Genomic DNA, 17,558 nt, shown 5'->3' with positions numbered 1-17,558 from the left:
ACGGCGGGTTGCCTAAGGCAGGAGCGGCCGTGCCGTCCGCAGTGCGGAAACGACGTCGAGGATGCCCTGAGCGGCGGCGGCCGCGTCCTTCGGGTCGGTGATGAAAGAGGCATGGGTGGCGCCGGCGATGACCCGGTGCAGGCTGTTGGTCGAGAGCCCGGCAAGGGCATCCTGGGATGCCGCCCAGCCTGGCCGGCTCCCGCTGCCCGCCGTCATCACGGCCAGTGGCCTGCCGGCGAAGTTCGTCAGGGCGGCTGCCTGTTGCGCCGAGGATCCGGCCTGCAGGTACTCATCCGCCGTGCTCCGGAGATGAGCAGGTGTTACGCCCAGCAGCCGGCCCAGACCCAGCCTCGAAGCACCTGCAACCAGCGCGGAGATCCGGTCCGCCGTCGCGGCGTCGGTGCCGGTGGGGCGCCCGGCGGCCGCGTCCCAGGCCGGTGACGTCGAGTCGATCAATACCAGCCCCGCGACTTCCTGGGGATAGCGGGCAGCGAAGGTGAGTGCGTAGAGGCCGCCGAACGAGTGGCCGGCAAGTACGTATGGACTCGGAACGTTCGCCCGGTCCAGCAGGGTGTGGAGATCGCTTGCGATCCGCGTGGCATCCTGCGGCCCGCCCGTGGGGTCGCTCCAGCCGCGTCCTGCCCGGTCATAGACGCAGACCCGCGTGTCCCGGGCGACGGCGGCCCGTATCAGGTCCAGGTCGGCGGACGTTCCGCCGGCGCCTGGTTCGAGCACGACCGTTGGACCGCCTGCGCCGGTGCAATTCAGGTACAGCCGGTGGCCGCCGACGTCGAGCAGCTGGCCCTGCGCTGGAGCGGCCGCCGCACGCGCCGACTGCTGCAGGGTTTCGTAGCCGCCGCCTGCTGCAGCCAACGCCAGCACCGCGATGACGGGAAAAACCAGCACCCGGGACGACCAGCCCTGGAGCTGCCGGCTGGCGCGGACGAACGTCCAGGCCGCCGTCGTGAGCAGGGCCGGCGGCCACACCCAGGCGAGTCCTTCCTGCGCCGCGGGGCTGAGCGTCAGTGTCAGGAAGCCCGCCAGGCCCAGAAAGAGCGCCGGAGCGGCAGCCCAGGCCTGCGGCCGGTCGGTGAACCGAAACGACAGCACAGCCACCATGGACCAGCCCAGCGCCCATCCGAGCAAGATGGCCGCGGCCACGCCGTTCTCCGTTGCCGGCACGAACGGAGCGACGGCAAGCAGCGCGGCAGCCAGCGCCCCGGTGGCCAGGGAACCAGCCACAATTAAGCCGAGGCGTCCCGTCCGTGCGGGGCCCGGACCGTGCGGCCGGCGCCGGTTCGAAGCGGCGGCCCTGGCGGGAAAGGTGATCGGAAGTGTTGGCATGCCTTCATGCTGTCATTCACGGCCCGTCAAGATGCATGGTGAAAATGCCCGCCAGGGAAAGGATCCTGCCCAATCGGGGCCGGGGTGGGTACAGTGGCCACATGCACCGAGTTGTTGCCCTAGCGTTGCCGGATGTGGTGGCTTTTGACTTGGCCATTCCGGCCCAGGTGTTCGGCCACGAGGATGAGCGCGGGCGATACTCCTTTCGGGTTTGCACAGGGCGGCCTGGCCTGGTCCGGACAACTTCCGGGTACTCGATCCAGGTTCAGGACGGGCTGGACGCCCTGCTCGCTGCCGACACGGTGGTGGTTCCCGGTTATGAACCCCTCGATGATCCGCCGGCCGCGGTTTGCGAGGCCCTGCGTCAGGCCGTTGAAAACGGGTCCCGCGTGGTTTCGGTCTGCACCGGAGCGTTCGCTCTTGCCGCCTCGGGAATCCTGGACGGCAAGCGGGCGACCACCCACTGGAAGAATGCGGCGCGGCTGCAAACCCTCTACCCGCGCGTCGCCGTCGATGCGGACGTCCTGTACATCGATCAAGGAAGCGTGAGTACGAGCGCAGGCGTGGCGGCAGGTATTGATCTCTGTCTTCACTTGGTTCGGAAGGATTATGGGACCGAAGCCGCGAACAGCATCGCCCGCCGCATGGTGGTGGCCCCGCATCGGGAAGGTGGGCAGGTCCAATTCATGGAGCGCGCCGTAGCCGCACCCCTGGCACTCTTTGCCGAGACGTGCGCCTGGACACGGCAGCACCTGGCCGAAGCGCTGACGATCGAGGATATGGCGCAGCACGCTGGCTGGACCGCCCGGAGCTTTGCGCGGAAATTCACCGCGGAAGCAGGAATGACCCCTCTGCGGTGGCTGAACGAGCAGCGCATCGCCGAAGCCTGCCGGCTCCTGGAAACCACCGACCTGACCGTGCACGCCGTGGCGGCCCGGACCGGGCTGGGAACGACGGCCAACTTCAGGCTCCACTTCGCCCGCAAACTCGCCACGACCCCCTCGGACTACCGCCGCCTTTACCAGGGCAGGAACCGGAAGGCTGCCCCGGCATAGGCTCAGTACGCGGGGGTCGGCTTGAGTCCCTTGACGATCAGCCAGATGCCGAGGGAGAGCTCGAAAAGCGCGACCGGCAGGGCGGCGAGGGCGGCAATCGGGGAGACGTTGGAGTAGGCGCCGAAGTAGACCGCGACGTCGGAGGCGAGAAGAAGCGGCGCTCCGATGAATGCGGCGAGGGGCAGGACCCGGGGCACGAGGCGGGCACGGTAAAGCACGTAGCCCAGGAGCAGGTCGTTGAAGACCGGCAGCAGGCTCTGCGAGAGCAGGAATGTCCAGTTGTACTGCGCGACGAGGCCATGGCCTGCCGTGACGAAGGACATGGCCTCCGTACCCGTGAGGCCGGCCGCCTCGGTGCGCAAGGTCAGGATGGTCAGCATGCTGGTCACGCCAACGATGATGAGGCTTCCCTCCACGACCCGGGCGGTCACGAAGCCCAGGGCTGCAGTCTGGCTGACCCGCCTGGCGACAGGGTAGAGCACGACGGCGGTGCCGATACCGGCAAGCCCGACGACCACCTCGGAGAGGCCAGCCCACAGGATGCCGCTGCTGCCTCCCGTGCCCTGGATGAAGGATCCGACGTCGTCCTTCACGGGCTTGTACAGTGCGAGGGTGGGGATCGAGACGAAGGTCAGCAGGTACAGGATCCCGGCGGCGAGGGAGGTCCGTCTCAGCGGGTCCATGCGTTGACGGGCCCCCTTTTGTCCCCGGACAGGGGTAGCAGCAGGGGCGTGGTGCGCAGCGGTCATACAGGGCTCCTAGGGCTCCGATGGATTGCAGGACGGTGACGTGGAGCCTGCTCGTTGAGTTGCCCGCGGCGCCGCACACGCCGCCCCGGCCCAGCTGGCCCGTCACCTCTCGCCCTGACCGTACCTGCACCACTGAAAACCGGCAATAGGAAGATCGACGCCGGCGGTCCTGGACTGGGATTATTACCTACGCTTAGTGTCAGGCTTGCAATGGACGTGGCGGGCGGCCGCCACCCCTCGGGAAGGCACTCGGATGGAATCGCTACCGTTGGTGGTCCTCATGATGATTTTTGCTGCCGCCGCCGGCGTCATCTGGGTCGCGGGGATCCAATTGTCGAAGCAAACCGATGTCCTGGACGACCGGCTGCATCTGGGCTCCGCCCTGGGCGGCCTGATCCTGCTCGCCATCGCCACCAACCTGCCCGAAATCGCGATCACGGTCAGTGCCGCAGCCTCGAACAACATCGGGGTCGCGGTCGGAAACATCCTCGGCGGGATCGCCGTCCAGACGGTGGTGCTGGTGATTCTGGATGTGTTCGGAAAAGGTGAGGGGCCGCTTACCTTCAGGGCGGCGTCGCTCTCCCTGGTCATCGAAGCCGCGACGGTGATCGGCGTTCTCGGAGTGGTGATCGCCGGCAGCCAGATGCCGGCGAATCTCATTGTGTGGCGCCTAACGCCGGCGGCCGTCCTGATCGCCGTCATCTGGATCGTTGGGCTGCTGCTGGTCCGGAGGTCCCAGAAGTCGCTTCCCTGGCACGAGCAAGGCGCGGCTCCCGGTGCGCAGACCAAGCCCAAGGGACACTCGAAAAAGACCGCCGTCGATGGTCGCAGCCATGTGAGCACCGGCAAATCTGTCCTCATTTTTAGTGTTGCTGCGCTCGCAACGCTGGGCGCCGGCGTCGTGCTGGAACGCAGCGGCGAAGCCATTGCCGGTCAGGTCGGGCTTTCCGGTGTCATCTTCGGCGCCACTTTCCTGGCCCTGGCCACGTCCCTGCCGGAGATCTCCACCGGACTTGCTTCGGTCAAGCAGGGCGACGACAAGCTCGCCTTCAGCGATATCTTCGGCGGCAACGCGTTCCTGCCCGTACTGTTCCTCGTCGCCGTACTGATCTCCGGCAAACCGGTGCTGCCCCAAGCCCAGGCGACCGACATCTATCTCACGGCACTGGGAATCCTGCTTACCCTGACTTACCTGCTGGGGATCCTGTTCCGGCCAAAGAAGAAGGTGCTGGGGATGGGCATCGATTCCCTGATCGTCCTCATCCTGTACCTGGTCGGCGTCGTCGGGCTGTTCGCGGTGGCCTCCGGCTGACGTCAGTCCGGGGTTGCCCGGGCGGACGGACCCGTGCTGCAGTTACTCCGGCTCAGGTCCGACGTCGGCGCCGCGGCCGGCCTCCCGGCTCAGCACCCGGCGGCAGATTTCGTCTTCCACGAGGGCAAGCAGGTCCGCTTCCGGCCCTTCGCCCGCGGCCCGCTGCGCGTCGAGCACCGCTTGGCGCAGTTGATACAGGTCGCGGTCCGGGACCAGTGGCCAGCGTTTGAACCGGCTGAATAACCGCCTGCCCGGCTGCTTCCGGCCGTCGTGGGCGCTCATGCGTCCTGCCTCGGACCTGCCGGTGCCGGGCGGCGGCCGTGGCGTCCGGGACGGCGCCCGGGCGGGAGCACCGTCACGGTGGAGGCATCCATGCCGGTGGTGGCGGTGAAGGCTGGTTTGGTGGCCATAGGCACATTCCTCTATGCGACCCGGACGGGCCAGCGTCATGACCCACCAGCAGGTTACCGCTGCCGTCTGGCGGCAACCAAGTGTTTTGTGTCCTGCATTACATTGCGGTAATTCAATGCGTGCTCCGGCTCGACGTCCGCCCCGGCCGAGCAGCTCTGCCGAGGAAATGGTTTCGGCATCGGTAGGCTGGGGCCCATGGCACTGGGGGACGCGGCACGGCCGCAGGCAGGTCGACCACACCGGGTGGTCCTGGACGCTTACGCGTTCATCAAGGGCTGGTTAATCGCTACGTCCCTCTGGGTTGGCCTGCTGCTGGTCGTGGTGGCAGCAGGCTATGGCGTGGCCGCCGCGAGGGACGGTACCGACGCCGGCCACGTGTGGGGCCTCTTGGGCATGGTTGTCTTCTACGGCTTCGGAGTTTCCCTGGTGTTCGCGGCGCCACTGGCCTGGGTGCTGGCCTACCTACTCCGCCGAGTCAGGAATCAAAAGATCCACATCGTGGCCTTCTTCGCGGTACCGACCCTGGCGTTCTGGCTGCTGGGAAGCGTCCTCGGTCTGGGCTGGCAGCCATTGCTGCTGGTCCCATGGGCTACCGTCGGCGCGGCGGCAGCGATCGGCCGCTGGGCAGTCCGTAAGGACGTCCCTTCCATGCTGCCAGATTAGGGCACGGGTCCCACCTACGGTCGGCGGCTCAGCCTTCGCATTCGATGCAGTAGGACTGGCCGTTTTTCTCGCGGGCGAGCTGGGAACGGTGCCGGACCAGGAAGCAGGACGAACAGGTGAATTCGTCAGCTGCCTGCGGGATCACCTGGATGATCAGTTCTTCGCCGGAGAGGTCGGCGCCGGGCAGTTCAACGCCGTCGACGGTGTCGGTTTCGTCGAGCTCGAGGACGACGCTGCGCGCGTCCGGGCTGTTCGCGGACTTCAGTGCTTCAAGGGAAGCGTTGCGGGATTCCGCGACGTCGGGCCGTACTTCGTCATAATCGGTTGCCACGGTGTTGTTGCTCTTTTCTTTAGGTTTCGCATCAGACCCCCAGTAGAACGCGCGGGAGGGCCGTTTTGTGCCCGAGGGGATGCGGTACGGTCCAGGCGTGGCCGGGCGCGTCCTTGACAACGAGCCCCGCCACCGCCTGCAGGTTCAACTGTCTACCTTAACGCCTTCCCGTGCCAGATATTTCTCCGGACGGTGACCTGTCGTCGCTCAGCCTTGCGCGGTCAGGACGCTGAGCGGTTTCGCACCCGCAGTCTTCACGTCAAGGGGCTGCATCGGCGTGCCGGCGAGCCGGCCGCCGTCGCCGGCGTTCCGGCACCGCTGTGCGCCGGTCAGCCCGTTGTCGCGACGTTCGCAGCAGCCCTGTTCCGGGGCAGAAGGAAGCCCACTGCGATGAGCCAGAGAATCCCACCAAAGCGCCCAACGGGGAGGAGGTACTGGAGCGGTTCGATGGTCATCGAAAGGAAGCTCAGTTCGGACAGCGCGGCGATGCCGAGGCCGAGCCAGGCAAGCCAGCGCGGCACGAAACCGAGGATGAGGGACGGTACGGCAATCGCGGCGACGAGCAGCCCCAGGCCAACCACGTAGCCGACACCGCCGAGGAAGCCCAAAAACGACAGGGCATGGATGAGCGGAGTGTCGGCGCTGATCTCAGGACGGCTCAACACCCAACCCACGAGTGCCGACAGCATCAGGAACCCCGCGGCCGTGATGCCGCCGAAGAAACCGATGCCCGGTCCCGGGACGCGGACTCCGAGGCGGAGCAACCGGGCGTACACGGTCGCCGCGTAGATGCCCAGCGGGACAGCAGAGCCAAACTGGAGCATGCTGCCCAGTCGGACAGCGTCCGGGTGGTCCCGGAAATACGCGGCCACCGCGGCCGCGCCGGAGAACGGCGATACATAGGCCTGGCCGCCAGTCAGGGCGGAGGTTGCGAGCAGGGCGGCGGCGGTAAGCCCGAGGCTCACGACGGCCAGGATCCCCGGGTGGGGACCACCTGATCGCGCCTGATGGCCGCTGCGGGGAATAGAAACGTTAGTCATGACCAGCCCCTCCTCCACAGATTTGATCATATAAAAAATGATTCGCCTGCTGAATGATTCTGTCAAGGATGTAGCCTGTAACCATGGACCCAACCGCCGGAGCCAGACCCAGACGCACGGCCTTCCTGCTTTCCCAGCTCGGGGCCCTGGCGTCATCCCGTTTTGCGGAGCGGACGCGGGAAATCGGGCTCACGCCAAGTGAAGCGGGTGTTCTCCGGCTGGTTGGCCAGAACCCGGGGCTGAGCCAGCGAGCGCTTGCGGAGCGGCTGGGCGCCGTGCCCAGCCGTGTGGTCTCGCTGCTTGACGCGCTGGAGGCCCGCGGCCTCGTGGCACGCGAGCGCAGCAGTGGCGACCGCAGGATCTACGAGCTTCGCTTGACCGGCCCGGGGGAGCGGCTGCTGCTGCGCCTTCGCGACATTGCGGAAGCGAACGAGGTGGAACTTCTGGCCCCCTTGACCGAGGAGCAATCCGCGCAGTTGGTTCGTCTGCTGACGCAGCTTGCGGGCGCCAATGCCCTGGACCCGGACCTGCACCGGGACACCGGTGGCGAAGACCGCAGCGCCCCGCGCGAAGGCGGGAATTAGGCAAGCGCTTCGCTGATACCGGAGTCAGGCACCGGAACTCAGGGTGTCGGCGTGGCGGTGGACCACTTTCCAGGTGCCCTCTTCACGCCGGTAGATCTGGGTCGCCCGGAGGGTAAAGCTACGCGGCTCGCCGTCCACCGAGGTTGAGATGTGTTCCAGTCCGGCCGTGTAGGCTAGGTCCCCCTTCACCTCAGCCACCTGGAGATCGAAGGCATAAGAGACGCAGTCGGAAAAGCTCTTCCCGAGGGCGGCAAAAAGGTCATCCAGCTCCTGCTGTCCGTGGGCATCCCGCCAGGCTCCGAGGACGCTGACCGGGTCGTTGCGGGACCAGATCCGGCGGCGCGGCGCGGGGTCGCCGTTGTGCAGGGCGAATTCTGCTTCGTAAAGCTCGGACTTCACCCAGACTGCGAAATCGTCATGGTCGCTCATCTGCCCAGTATCCTCCCGGACCGCCAGTGCGTATATGCCTGGCGTTCAGGGCCCAACGGGTCATCCGGCGTCGTCGTCACCAGCCTCCCCGCGTGGGCGTGTGGCCTTTCCGGGCCTCCTCGGGCATGGGCATTTCAGCCCGTAGGCCCAGCAGCCGGATCGGACGGCCGGCCTCGATTCCGGACGCGAGGTTCAGGACTTCGGCCAGAACGTGGTTCGGGTCGGCCGTCTGCGGAATTTTTCTCGCCAGCGTCTTCGTCAGGAACGGCGCGTACCGGATTTTGAGGGTCAGCCCGATCACGGGACGGCCTTCCGCCGCGACGTCCGCCAGCACCCGCGCGGTCAGTTCCCGGACAGCCTCCTCCACCTGGTCCGGTTCGGTCAGGTCATGCTGGAACGTGGTCTCCCGGCTATGCCCGCGGGCGACCCAGGGTGTGTCGTCCACGACGCTGCTGCCGTCCCCGCGGCCGAGCTCGGCGTACCACGGACCCATCCGCGGACCGAACTCCGGAACCAAATCCGCGGGGTCGGCGGCCGCGAGCTCGGCGACGGTGGTGATGCCGAGTTTGGCCAGCCGCGCCGAGACCCTCGTTCCGACGCCCCAGAGCTCCTTGGTGGGCCGGCCGCCCATGACCTCGAGCCAGTTCCCGGCCGTGAGCCGGAAGACGCCAGCCGGTTTGCCGAAGCCGGTGGCAACCTTGGCCCGGACCAGGGTGTCACCAATGCCGACGCTGCAGTGCAGCCGGCTGCGCTCCAGGACGGCCGCCTGAAGCTGCCGGGCGTAGGCCTCCGGGTCGTCGGTCTCCGTCCCCACGAAGGCTTCATCCCAGCCCAGTACCTGCACGGTGGCTCCCGGCTGAGCGCGCAGGGTGGCCATCACGGCCTCCGACGCTTCGAGATACGCTTCCTGATCGACCGGCAGGATGACAGCGTCGGGGACTTTGCGGGCCGCGACGCGCAGTGGCATGCCGGAACCGACACCGAAGGCCCGGGCTTCGTAGGACGCGGTGGACACCACGGCCCGCTCCGTAGGGTCGCCGCGGCCGCCGACAATGATCGGTTTGCCCGCAAGCTCCGGCCGCCGCAGCACTTCGACGGCAGCGATGAACTGGTCAAGGTCGACGTGCAGCACCCACGGGATTACGCTCACGGCACCAGTGTGCCCTAAACCACGGTGGACCTCACCAGAACATGGCAGTTCTCCTGTGAATCTTCAAGATGGCCACGCGCGTTGCACTATGGAGGCAGACCAAAGGGCGCGGCCAGCGCACCCCCAAGCACGGACGAGGATCACGATGCCCGCTATTGCCCGGACCGCACCGGACCGCACAGCCAGGTTCGGCCTGGCCTTTATCGGTCTGCTGCTGATTGCAGTCAACCTTCGGGTCTCCTTCGTCAGCGTCGGCCCGGTACTTGGCAACATCAGCAGTGACCTGGGCCTCTCCAGCGCCGCAGCGGGGTTCCTCACCGGACTGCCGCTCATTGCCTTCGCGGTCTTCTCACCCGTCGCTCCCGCCTTCGCGGCCCGGCTCGGCCTGGACCGGGCCCTGTGGCTGTCCCTGTTGATCCTCGCCACCGGTATCGTGCTCCGCTCCCTGCCACTGGCCGGAGTGATCTGGGCCGGCACCGCGCTGATCGGCCTCGCTATCGCGTTCCTTAACGTCCTGGTGCCTTCCCTGGTGAAGCGGGACTTTCCGCTCCGCGTCAGCCAGGTCACCGGAAGCTACACCGCTGTGCAGGCGGCCTTCGCAGCGGCGGGGGCCGCCGTCGTCGTTCCGGTGGCCCAAACCTCACCGGCGGGATGGCGGCTGGCCCTCGGAATCTGGGTGGGCCTGGCCTTGATCGCCATGGCGGTGCTGCTGCCCTGGCTGCGCCGGCACAAGGCAGGCAGTACGCACGCCGCGACGCCGGTGGTTGCCTACCGGTCGCCCTGGGCCTCGGCCCTGGGCTGGCAGGTGACGCTCTTCATGGGGCTGCAGTCGATCGCGTTTTACGTCCTGATGGCATGGCTGCCGACCATCGAGCAAAGCCGCGGCGTCCCCGCCACCACCGCGGGCATCCACCTGTCCCTCTTCCTGCTCATCAGCGTTTTCGCCAGCCTTGCCACCGGGGGAATGCTGCACCGCGGGCCGGACCAGAGGCTGGTTTCGTTTGTGAGCGGTGCGCTCGCCTTCGTGACGTTTGCGGGCCTGGCACTGGCGCCGGACCTGATCCTGCTGTGGGTGGTTCTAGGGGCGATCGGCTGTGGAGCCCTCATTGTTATCGCTCTGTCTTTCTTCAGCCTCCGGACGGTGAGTCACCCGCAAGCCGCGGCCTTGTCCGGGATGGCGCAAGCTGTCGGTTACGGTCTCGCTGCCGTGGGGCCGGTGATGTTCGGTGGCCTTCGCGATGCGAGTGGAGACTGGACGCTGCCGCTCCTGGTCACCGCCGGGGTCATGGCGGTGCTCGCGGTGACGGGCGCGCTGGCCGGGCGCGACCGGGTGATCAGCGGCAGCGGTTCAGCCTGAGTTCCGCCGCACCGCTGCAGGAGGGTTTATTGACTTTTCAAGTATTCATGGCAAGATAGATGCATACGCATATAAACGCGTACCGCGGGAACGTCGGCTCGACAGTGACCGCGACATCGCTTAGAGATTGGACTGACTCATGCAACTCGAGAACAAGGTCGCATTCATTACCGGCGGCGGATCGGGGCTCGGTCTCGCGACCGCAAAGACGTTCCTTGCCGAAGGCGCGAAGGTCATGATCTTCGACTACAACCCCAAGTCGCAGGAAGTCGCCGACGAGATCGGCGCGAAGTTCGTCCAGGGCGATGTCTCAAAGGCCGAGAGCGTTCAGGCCGCTGTCGCGAAGACCGTCCAGGAATTTGGCAAGCTCGATATTGCCGTGGCGTCGGCCGGCGTCGGCGGCGAGGGCGACGTCGTGACCTCGACGGTCGACAACTGGGAGCGCACCAACGGCATCGACTACTCCGGCGTGTTCTACACCAACAAGTACGTCATCGAGCAGCTCCTCAAGCAGGGTAACGGCGGCGTCGTCGTCAACCTCGCTTCGATGTTCGGCCTGGTGGCCGTCTCCAATAACATCGCCTACTCGGCCTCGAAGGGCGGCGTCGTGAACATGACCCGCGCTGCCGGGACGATGTACGCCAAGGAGGGCATCCGCGTGAACGCGGTGGCCCCGGGCGTCATCCGGACCCCGCTGATCGACGAACCGACCCTCGAGCAGTATGCGAACCTGCACCCGGCCGGCCGCGTGGGCGAGGCTCAGGAAGTCGCAGACCTGATCACCTTCCTCGCGAGCGACAAGGCGAAGTTCATCACCGGCACGACCATTCCGATCGACGGCGGATACACGGCTGTTTAGCGCACCGTCAGCACCCGCCGGGCGCACCCCCTCATCTTCGAGGGGGTGCGCCCTTGCTGTTTGCCCGGGCGGCCTCCGCGCGGCGTGGACAGGCTCCGCCCGTGGTGGACGGACTCAGCGCCGCAGAAGCTTGAATGTTCAAGTAAAACCGGCTAGGATGAAGCCATGACACAGACACTCGACCGCCCGCCGGTACTCTTCCTCAGCCATGGTGCGCCGCCGCTGGCGGACGACGCGACCTGGACCCGCGAACTCAACGACTGGTCCGGCACGTTCGACAAGCCCAAGGACATCCTGATGGTGTCCGCGCACTGGGAAAATGCCCCGGTCACGCTCAGCGCCACCGGCCGCAACCCCGGGCTGGTCTATGACTTCGGCGGCTTCCCCCAGAAGTACTACGACGTCACCTACGATGCGCCCCAGGCGCCGGTCCTTGCTGCCGAAGTGGAGAAGCTGGTGGCCGGCCACGGCCATCATGTGGAGCGGGACGAGTCCCGCGGCCTGGACCACGGCGCCTACGTTCCGCTCAAGGAGATGTTTCCGGACGCGGACGTGCCGGTGGTGCAAATGTCCATGCCCACCCTGGACCCGCAGGGCCTGTTTGACCTGGGCCAGTCGCTGGCACCGTTGCGCGACCGTGGCACGCTGATTGTCGGCTCCGGGTTCACCACGCACAACCTGCGCTGGTTCAATCCCGCCGGCGGCCCGGACAGCGCCCCGCCGTCGGTCTCCCGGGAGTTCGATCACTGGGCCGAGGAAGCCATGGAACGCGGCGACGTCGATTCCATCCTGGACTTCCTGCACAAGGCGCCCGCCGCCCGTGAGGCCCACCCCCGCAGCGAACACTGGGCACCGCTTTACGTGGCCCTCGGCGCCGCGTACGGCTCCGGGGACCTGCAGGCCAAAACCGCCATCGAAGGGTTTTGGTTCGGCCTGTCAAAGCGCTCCTGGACGCTGACCTAGGCTCCGCCCGCCGCCGTCCTCCTGCCCGGCCCGGGTGACAAAGTGCTCCACCCGCCGGTCCGGCACCAGCCAGATCAGGGCCACCACGGTGAATACCGCGAGCCCGGCAAGCGGCTGGACGGCGGCGATGAGAAGTCCCGCGAGGTAGATGACGGGGGAGAGCTTGCCCTTCCAGTCGCGGCCGAGGGCGCGGGCAAGCGCGCCGTCGCGGCCCTGGATCCGGATCAGCCGCTGCTGCAGGATGAAGTACGCGATGGCTGCGCAGAGCAGGTTGATCCCGTAAACCAGCACCGGCACCTCGACGAATTCTGAGTCGTCCATCCAGCGCGTGGTGAACGGGAACAGGGACAGCCAGAAGAGCAGGTGCAGGTTCGCCCACAGGACCGCGCCGTTGACGTTGCCGGCCAGTTGGATCATGTGGTGGTGGTTGTTCCAGTAGATGCCGACGTAGACGAAACTGAGCAGGTAGCTCAGGAACGTGGGCAGGACGGTAGCCAGGCCTGACCACGTCGGTTCGGCTGGTGCCCGTAGCTCCAGCACCATGATCGTGATGATGATGGCCAGAACTCCATCGCTGAAGGCCTCCAGGCGATCTTTTTTCACGGCTTGGTCATGGACTCGGGCGGAGCGGGGAACGGTCCTGCCGGGTAGAGTCCGGCCACCTGCTCCATGTAGTTGGCCCACTGCGGGCCTGCGAGCATATAACCGTCAATGGCCTTGTAGAACTTGCCGTTGACGGTGATGTTCTGGCCTGCCCGCTTCTGGCCGGCCAACGTGTCGCCGAAAAACGAGGCGGTGGCCAGGCCTGAGGTATAGCCGACCACCCAGGTGGCGCCGTTGGTGTTGGACGTGCCGGTCTTGGCCGCCGTCGGGAAGCGGTCCTGGACCTTGGGTTCGATGTAGATGCCGGACCCTTTCTTCAGCACGTCCTGAAGCACCGAGTTCACGCCCCGCGCCACCTCGGGCTTGATCGCGGGATGGCAGCTGCTGGCCTGTGCGGGGAGCTGCCGTCCTGCCCCGTCGGTCACGGCGGCGATCGCGATCGGCGCGCAGTAGGTGCCGTCGTCGGCGAACGTGGCGAAGGCGTTGGCCAGGTGCAGCGGCGCGACACCGATGGCACCCAGCAGGTTGCCGAGCTGGTGCATATTGACCGGGGCGTTGTCGACGCCGCTGTGCAGTCCCACGGCGTCCACCACTTTCTGGATGCCGCAGAAGTCCAGTTGCGACGCCTCGGCGAAGGTGGCCGTATTGATCGAGTTGTAGAGCCCGTAGTTCACCGGCATTTTGCGGTAGTAGCCTTCGTCATTGTTCTGCAGGTCATCGGCGGCGCCGAGGGACGCCTGGGCGGTGTCATAGGCCCCCAGCACCTTCCCGCAGCTGGACTTCCAGGGGAAGTCCAGCGGGTAGGTCCGCCGCGCGGCGTCGACCTCGGCCACCATGGACTTGCCCTCGTTCAGCCACTCCGCAAAGGTGAAGGGCTTCATGGTGGAGCCGGGCTGGAAGCCGCCGGCGCCGTTCAGGTCGTTGCCGTTGGCGTCTTTGGCATCGACGTTGAAGTTCAGCTGGGTATCGAACTTTCCGGGCGCCGGCAGGAACACGGTATTTTGAGCCATGGCGAGGATCTTGCCCGTGCCCGGCTGGATGGAAACCAGCGAGGCGCCCCATTTGTCCGGGTTGGCACCCGCCGTTGCATCCACCTGCGCCTGCGCGGCTCCCTGCAGCCTGCTGTCCAGCGTGGTGGTGATGGTCAGGCCGCCACGGTACAGGACCTTCTCGCGCGCGGTGGGATCGGCGCCGTAGGCGGGGTTGTTGAGGATGAGGTGGGCGATGTAGTCGCAGAAGTACGGCGCCGTATCGGCGGCGGCACAGCCCTGCTTGGCTGGAGCGATCTTCAGTTCCACACCGGTGGCGACGGCGGCGTCGTGCTCAGCCCGCTTGATCTTGCCCCCGCTCAGCAGTTTGTCCAGGACCTGGTTGCGGCGGGCGAGGGAATGTTCGGGGTTGGTGGCAGGATCGTAGTAGCTGGGACTGTTCACCAGGCCCGCGAGCAGCGCGGCCTGCGGCAGCGTAAGGTCCTTGGCGCTGGTACTGAAGAAATGCCGGGCGGCGGCCTCGATGCCGTATGCGTCCCGATTGAAAAACACGATGTTGAGGTAGCCCTCGAGGATCTGGTCCTTGGTGTACTTCTTTTCCAGTTCGATGGCGAGCTTCATCTCGCGGACCTTGTCCCCAATGGATTTCTGCCCGCTCAGGACCACCTCTCCGGGCCGGTCGCCGGAGAGCAGGTTTTCGTTGAGGACGTTCGTGACGTACTGCTGGGTCAGCGTGGAGGCTCCCTGCCTGCCACCGCCGGACAGGTTGGACGTGAGTGCCCGGAGAACCCCCTCCGGGTCGACGCCGGCGTGCTGGTAAAAGCGGCTGTCCTCGATGGCGACAATGGCGTCCTTGATGTAGGGCGACATTTGGTCGAGCCCCACCTTGACGCGGTTCTCCGCGAAGAACGTGGCGATCGTTTTCCCGTCGGAAGTGAGCACTTTGGTTGACTGCGACGGCGGATCGACTTTCAGGTCGCCGGGGAGGCTGTTGAAGAACGTGATCGACCGGCTGACCGCGAGACCGGCTGTGGCGACACCGGGGACCGCGAGGCTGGCCGCCAGCACCCCGCAGACCGCGCTCACCGTAACGAGTCCGATGACCCTCCAAAGGCCCGCTGCCACCCGCGATCCGATTCGCTTCTTCGGCGCCATTTCTTGCCCCGCCATCCCGCTAAAAAGCTGAGCCCCAGAATACGCCCAGGGGCCCCGGTCGGCCAGATGCGGAACGCTGTCGCGGGCAGGCTAGGGGCCCGCCGCGCGCCGGCCGGAAAGGTGCCGGGAGAGGAAGTCCTCCAGCACGGCAGCGAACTCATCGGGGCGCTCGATCTGCGGCATGTGCCCGGTCCTGCGGAAGACATGCGATTCGGCTTCGGGCAGCGCCGCAGCCGCCGCGCCGAGGTGCCGGAACGGGAGAATATGGTCGTGGTCGCCCCAAGCCACCAGGGTCGGACAGCCCGATTGCGCCAGGGACCCGACGAGTTCGTGCCGCCACTCGGCCCGGACACCGGACAGGGTGCCGAGATCACGGGCGACGTCGAGGAGGGTCTGCCGGTGCGTGGCCCGCTGCGAGAGAGTGTAGGCGTGGTCGATGCGTGCCTCCGTCGCCAGCGTGTTGTCGAAAAAGAGTGACCGGACCGCCCTGCGGGACGCACTCCGGGCCGGCCTCGTCAGCACGGCAGCGAGGGGCGGCACCGCGAGCAGACGCAGCACCAGGGCCACCTCCTTGCCGAATCCGGCGCTGTTGACCAGGACGAGGGCGCAGACGCGGCCGGGATGGTCGGCCGCCAACTTCATGGCCACCGCGCCGCCGAGGGAGTTGCCGATCACCGGCAGCGCACCGCCCACCCCCACCGTGTCCAGGAACGCCGGGAGTGCTGCGGCAAGCTTCGCGAGGGTGGCCTGGCCCGGCAACCGCTCCGAGTACGCGAAACCGGGCAGGTCCACGCTGTAGACGGTGTGGCGGGCCGAGAGCCGCTCGTGTTGTTCGGTCCAGTCATCCAGGCTCTGTCCGATGCCGTGCAGGAGCAGGACCGGGTCACCGCTGCCGGTCCTGCGATAGCGCCAGCGCGTCCCCGCCGCGTCGAGGTAGCTTGCTCCGGCCAGCGCGAGCGGATCCGGGCCAGTGGACTGCGCCGTCCGCGTCGGCTCGGCCGCTGTTGCGGTGTACTGCGCCCCGTGGGCCCGCGGAACGCGGTAGCCGCGCCGGCCGAAGCGCACCTGGCCCGTCAGCCGCCCGGCCCTGAGCAAGGCCAAGTCGCGGAGGTAGTTCTGATGCAGCCGCCACGGCGAGGCCCCGCCCTGCCGCGGCAGGCGGTCGGCGTCACGGAGGATGTACCCCGCTTTCAGGTTGATCAGGGGCGCCAGCTCCCCGGCCGCGGCCCCGGCCGCGACGGCGGCCGCCGCCGTCGGCGTCACCCAGTGGAAGCCCCGGCGGCGGAGGCGCTTCAGCAGCCGGCAGGCGTAAGCCGCCACCAGGTCCGCCTTGAGGGTCCAGGACGCATTGGTGTAGCCGACCGTGAAGACGAAGTTGGGCACGCCGTCGAGCATCATGCCTTTGTAGGTCAGCGTTTTTCCGACATCCACCGGTGCGCCGTCCACCATCAGCCCGATCCCGCCCAGCACCAGCAGGTTCAGCCCTGTCGCGGTGACGATAACGTCGGCCGGCAGCGACCCGCCGGAGGCCAGCTCTATCCCGTCCGGTGTGATCCGGGAGATGGTGTCCGTCACGATTGCCGCGGTGCCGGCGCTGATGGCAGCGTAGAGGTCGCCGTTGGGGATGGCGCAGAGCCGCTGATCCCACGGGTCGTAGGACGGCGCGAGGTGCGTGTCCACCGCGTACCCCGCCGGCAGTCGGGCGACGGCGGATCTCCGAAGGATGGCCTTCATCGTCTCCGGCCGCCGTCGGCTGAGCTGGTAGATAAAGATCGAGAAGAGGATGTTCTTGGCACGCACGATGTCGTAGGCAAGCTGTGCCGGGACCTTGCCGCGGAGCCGGTCGGCCAGGTGGTCCCGGGTGGGGATGGGGGCCATGTAGGTGGGGGAGCGCTGCAGCATGGTGACCCGGGCGGCGGTCTGCGCCATCGCCGGGACCAGGGTTACCGCGGTGGCACCGCTGCCGATGACCACTACCTGCTTCTGCTCGTAATCCAGCCCGGCGGGCCAGTGCTGCGGGTGGACGATCGGGCCCTTGAAGGCCTCCGCGCCCTCGATGGACGGGGTGAATCCTTCGTCGTAGCGGTAGTAGCCGGAGCAGACAGACAGGAATGAACAGGTGAAGGTGACCGGTTCGGCGGACGACGCCGGCCGCTCCGGGCGGGGTCCGGCGCCGGACGTGCGGACGGCCGAGACCGTCCACAGTGCGCTTTCGCTTGACCACGCCGCCGACACCACCCGGTGCCGGAAACGGATCCGGGGTTCGAGGCCTTCCTCCGCAACGGTGGACTCGATGTAGTGCCGGATCGAGTCACCGTCGGCGATGGCCTTGGCGCCCGCCCACGGCCGGAAGGAGTAACCGAGGGTGTACATGTCGCTGTCGGAGCGGACGCCGGGGTATCTGAAGAGATCCCAGGTGCCCCCCACCGTGGCCCGCGACTCCAGCAGGATGAACGTTGCGTCCGGGAGCTGGCGCTTCAGCCTGCTGGCAAATCCGACGCCGCTGAGCCCTGCTCCGACGATCAACACATCGACGTGTTCACTCATGCATCCACGCTAGCGGC

18 protein-coding genes are annotated in these 17,558 nt (G+C 67.1%); 7 read left to right on the top strand and 11 right to left on the bottom strand.

Translation table 11 applies throughout. The features are described from left to right. Nucleotides 1–12: 12 nt before the first annotated feature. Entirely contained in the window at nucleotides 13–1,344 is a 1,332-nt protein-coding gene (locus AC3ANP_RS15130) for an alpha/beta fold hydrolase (protein WP_488330963.1), read from the bottom strand. A gap of 101 nt (nucleotides 1,345–1,445) precedes the next feature. Between AC3ANP_RS15130 and AC3ANP_RS15125 the strand changes: the two genes are divergently transcribed. Then, complete coding sequence (locus AC3ANP_RS15125) at nucleotides 1,446–2,399, top strand: GlxA family transcriptional regulator (RefSeq protein WP_488330962.1); 954 nt, start codon at nucleotides 1,446–1,448, stop codon at nucleotides 2,397–2,399. 2 nt (nucleotides 2,400–2,401) lie between these two features. Here AC3ANP_RS15125 and AC3ANP_RS15120 read toward each other — a convergent pair whose 3' ends face one another. Further along, nucleotides 2,402–3,082, bottom strand: coding sequence for a DUF4386 domain-containing protein (locus AC3ANP_RS15120; protein ID WP_488330961.1), 681 nt, complete (start codon nucleotides 3,080–3,082; stop codon nucleotides 2,402–2,404). Nucleotides 3,083–3,401: 319 nt separating this feature from the next. On the opposite strand from AC3ANP_RS15120, the gene AC3ANP_RS15115 reads away from it, so the two are divergent. Next, on the top strand, nucleotides 3,402–4,460 hold the full coding sequence (locus tag AC3ANP_RS15115; protein WP_488330960.1) for a sodium:calcium antiporter: 1,059 nt from the start codon (nucleotides 3,402–3,404) through the stop codon (nucleotides 4,458–4,460). A gap of 42 nt (nucleotides 4,461–4,502) precedes the next feature. On the opposite strand, the gene AC3ANP_RS15110 is transcribed toward AC3ANP_RS15115, so the two are convergent. Both AC3ANP_RS15110 and AC3ANP_RS15105 read right to left on the bottom strand, forming a co-directional pair. Beyond that, nucleotides 4,503–4,742, bottom strand: coding sequence for a hypothetical protein (locus AC3ANP_RS15110; protein WP_488330959.1), 240 nt, complete (start codon nucleotides 4,740–4,742; stop codon nucleotides 4,503–4,505). Further along, nucleotides 4,739–4,870, bottom strand: a complete 132-nt coding sequence (locus AC3ANP_RS15105) for a hypothetical protein (protein WP_488330958.1) — start codon at nucleotides 4,868–4,870, stop codon at nucleotides 4,739–4,741. The genes AC3ANP_RS15110 and AC3ANP_RS15105 overlap by 4 nt, the downstream gene beginning before the upstream one ends. Before the next feature lie 196 nt (nucleotides 4,871–5,066). Between AC3ANP_RS15105 and AC3ANP_RS15100 the strand changes: the two genes are divergently transcribed. Next, on the top strand, nucleotides 5,067–5,534 hold the full coding sequence (locus AC3ANP_RS15100) for a hypothetical protein (protein ID WP_488330957.1): 468 nt from the start codon (nucleotides 5,067–5,069) through the stop codon (nucleotides 5,532–5,534). A gap of 28 nt (nucleotides 5,535–5,562) precedes the next feature. On the opposite strand, the gene AC3ANP_RS15095 is transcribed toward AC3ANP_RS15100, so the two are convergent. Beyond that, nucleotides 5,563–5,865, bottom strand: a complete 303-nt coding sequence (locus tag AC3ANP_RS15095; protein ID WP_488330956.1) for a DUF4193 domain-containing protein — start codon at nucleotides 5,863–5,865, stop codon at nucleotides 5,563–5,565. Nucleotides 5,866–6,194: 329 nt separating this feature from the next. Continuing rightward, nucleotides 6,195–6,905, bottom strand: coding sequence for a hypothetical protein (locus AC3ANP_RS15090; protein WP_488330955.1), 711 nt, complete (start codon nucleotides 6,903–6,905; stop codon nucleotides 6,195–6,197). An 83-nt stretch (nucleotides 6,906–6,988) separates the two neighbouring features. Between AC3ANP_RS15090 and AC3ANP_RS15085 the strand changes: the two genes are divergently transcribed. Further along, entirely contained in the window at nucleotides 6,989–7,489 is a 501-nt protein-coding gene (locus tag AC3ANP_RS15085; RefSeq protein WP_488330954.1) for a MarR family winged helix-turn-helix transcriptional regulator, read from the top strand. 24 nt (nucleotides 7,490–7,513) lie between these two features. Here the strand turns inward: AC3ANP_RS15085 and AC3ANP_RS15080 are convergent, their stop codons facing one another. Next, on the bottom strand, nucleotides 7,514–7,918 hold the full coding sequence (locus AC3ANP_RS15080; RefSeq protein ID WP_488330953.1) for a YybH family protein: 405 nt from the start codon (nucleotides 7,916–7,918) through the stop codon (nucleotides 7,514–7,516). Nucleotides 7,919–7,994: 76 nt separating this feature from the next. Then, a complete protein-coding gene (locus AC3ANP_RS15075) occupies nucleotides 7,995–9,068 on the bottom strand; it encodes a DNA polymerase IV (protein WP_488330952.1) in 1,074 nt (357 codons plus the stop codon). A 145-nt stretch (nucleotides 9,069–9,213) separates the two neighbouring features. Between AC3ANP_RS15075 and AC3ANP_RS15070 the strand changes: the two genes are divergently transcribed. From AC3ANP_RS15070 to AC3ANP_RS15060, 3 genes are all read left to right on the top strand, one after another. Further along, nucleotides 9,214–10,425: an MFS transporter gene (locus AC3ANP_RS15070; RefSeq protein WP_488330951.1), complete on the top strand. Its 1,212-nt coding sequence runs from the start codon at nucleotides 9,214–9,216 to the stop codon at nucleotides 10,423–10,425. Nucleotides 10,426–10,564: 139 nt separating this feature from the next. Next, nucleotides 10,565–11,284, top strand: a complete 720-nt coding sequence (locus AC3ANP_RS15065) for an SDR family NAD(P)-dependent oxidoreductase (protein ID WP_488330950.1) — start codon at nucleotides 10,565–10,567, stop codon at nucleotides 11,282–11,284. A 165-nt stretch (nucleotides 11,285–11,449) separates the two neighbouring features. Next, nucleotides 11,450–12,247 carry a dioxygenase family protein gene (locus AC3ANP_RS15060; protein WP_488330949.1) on the top strand — a complete coding sequence of 266 codons (798 nt, stop codon included), beginning with the start codon at nucleotides 11,450–11,452 and terminating at the stop codon, nucleotides 12,245–12,247. On the opposite strand, the gene AC3ANP_RS15055 is transcribed toward AC3ANP_RS15060, so the two are convergent. The 3 genes from AC3ANP_RS15055 to AC3ANP_RS15045 form a co-directional block, all read right to left on the bottom strand. Beyond that, the gene (locus AC3ANP_RS15055; RefSeq protein WP_488330948.1) at nucleotides 12,221–12,850 is read right to left on the bottom strand and encodes a TMEM175 family protein; all 630 of its coding nucleotides are present in this window, start codon (nucleotides 12,848–12,850) and stop codon (nucleotides 12,221–12,223) included. The genes AC3ANP_RS15060 and AC3ANP_RS15055 overlap by 27 nt on opposite strands. Next, entirely contained in the window at nucleotides 12,847–14,994 is a 2,148-nt protein-coding gene (locus tag AC3ANP_RS15050; RefSeq protein WP_488330947.1) for a transglycosylase domain-containing protein, read from the bottom strand. The genes AC3ANP_RS15055 and AC3ANP_RS15050 overlap by 4 nt, the downstream gene beginning before the upstream one ends. Nucleotides 14,995–15,084: 90 nt before the next feature. After that, the gene (locus AC3ANP_RS15045) at nucleotides 15,085–17,541 is read right to left on the bottom strand and encodes an alpha/beta fold hydrolase (RefSeq protein ID WP_488330946.1); all 2,457 of its coding nucleotides are present in this window, start codon (nucleotides 17,539–17,541) and stop codon (nucleotides 15,085–15,087) included. Nucleotides 17,542–17,558 lie beyond the last annotated feature (17 nt).

The sequence above is a fragment of the Arthrobacter sp. JB02-1C genome, assembly GCF_057748045.1.
This window is presented reverse-complemented; position numbering and strand designations above follow the sequence as displayed.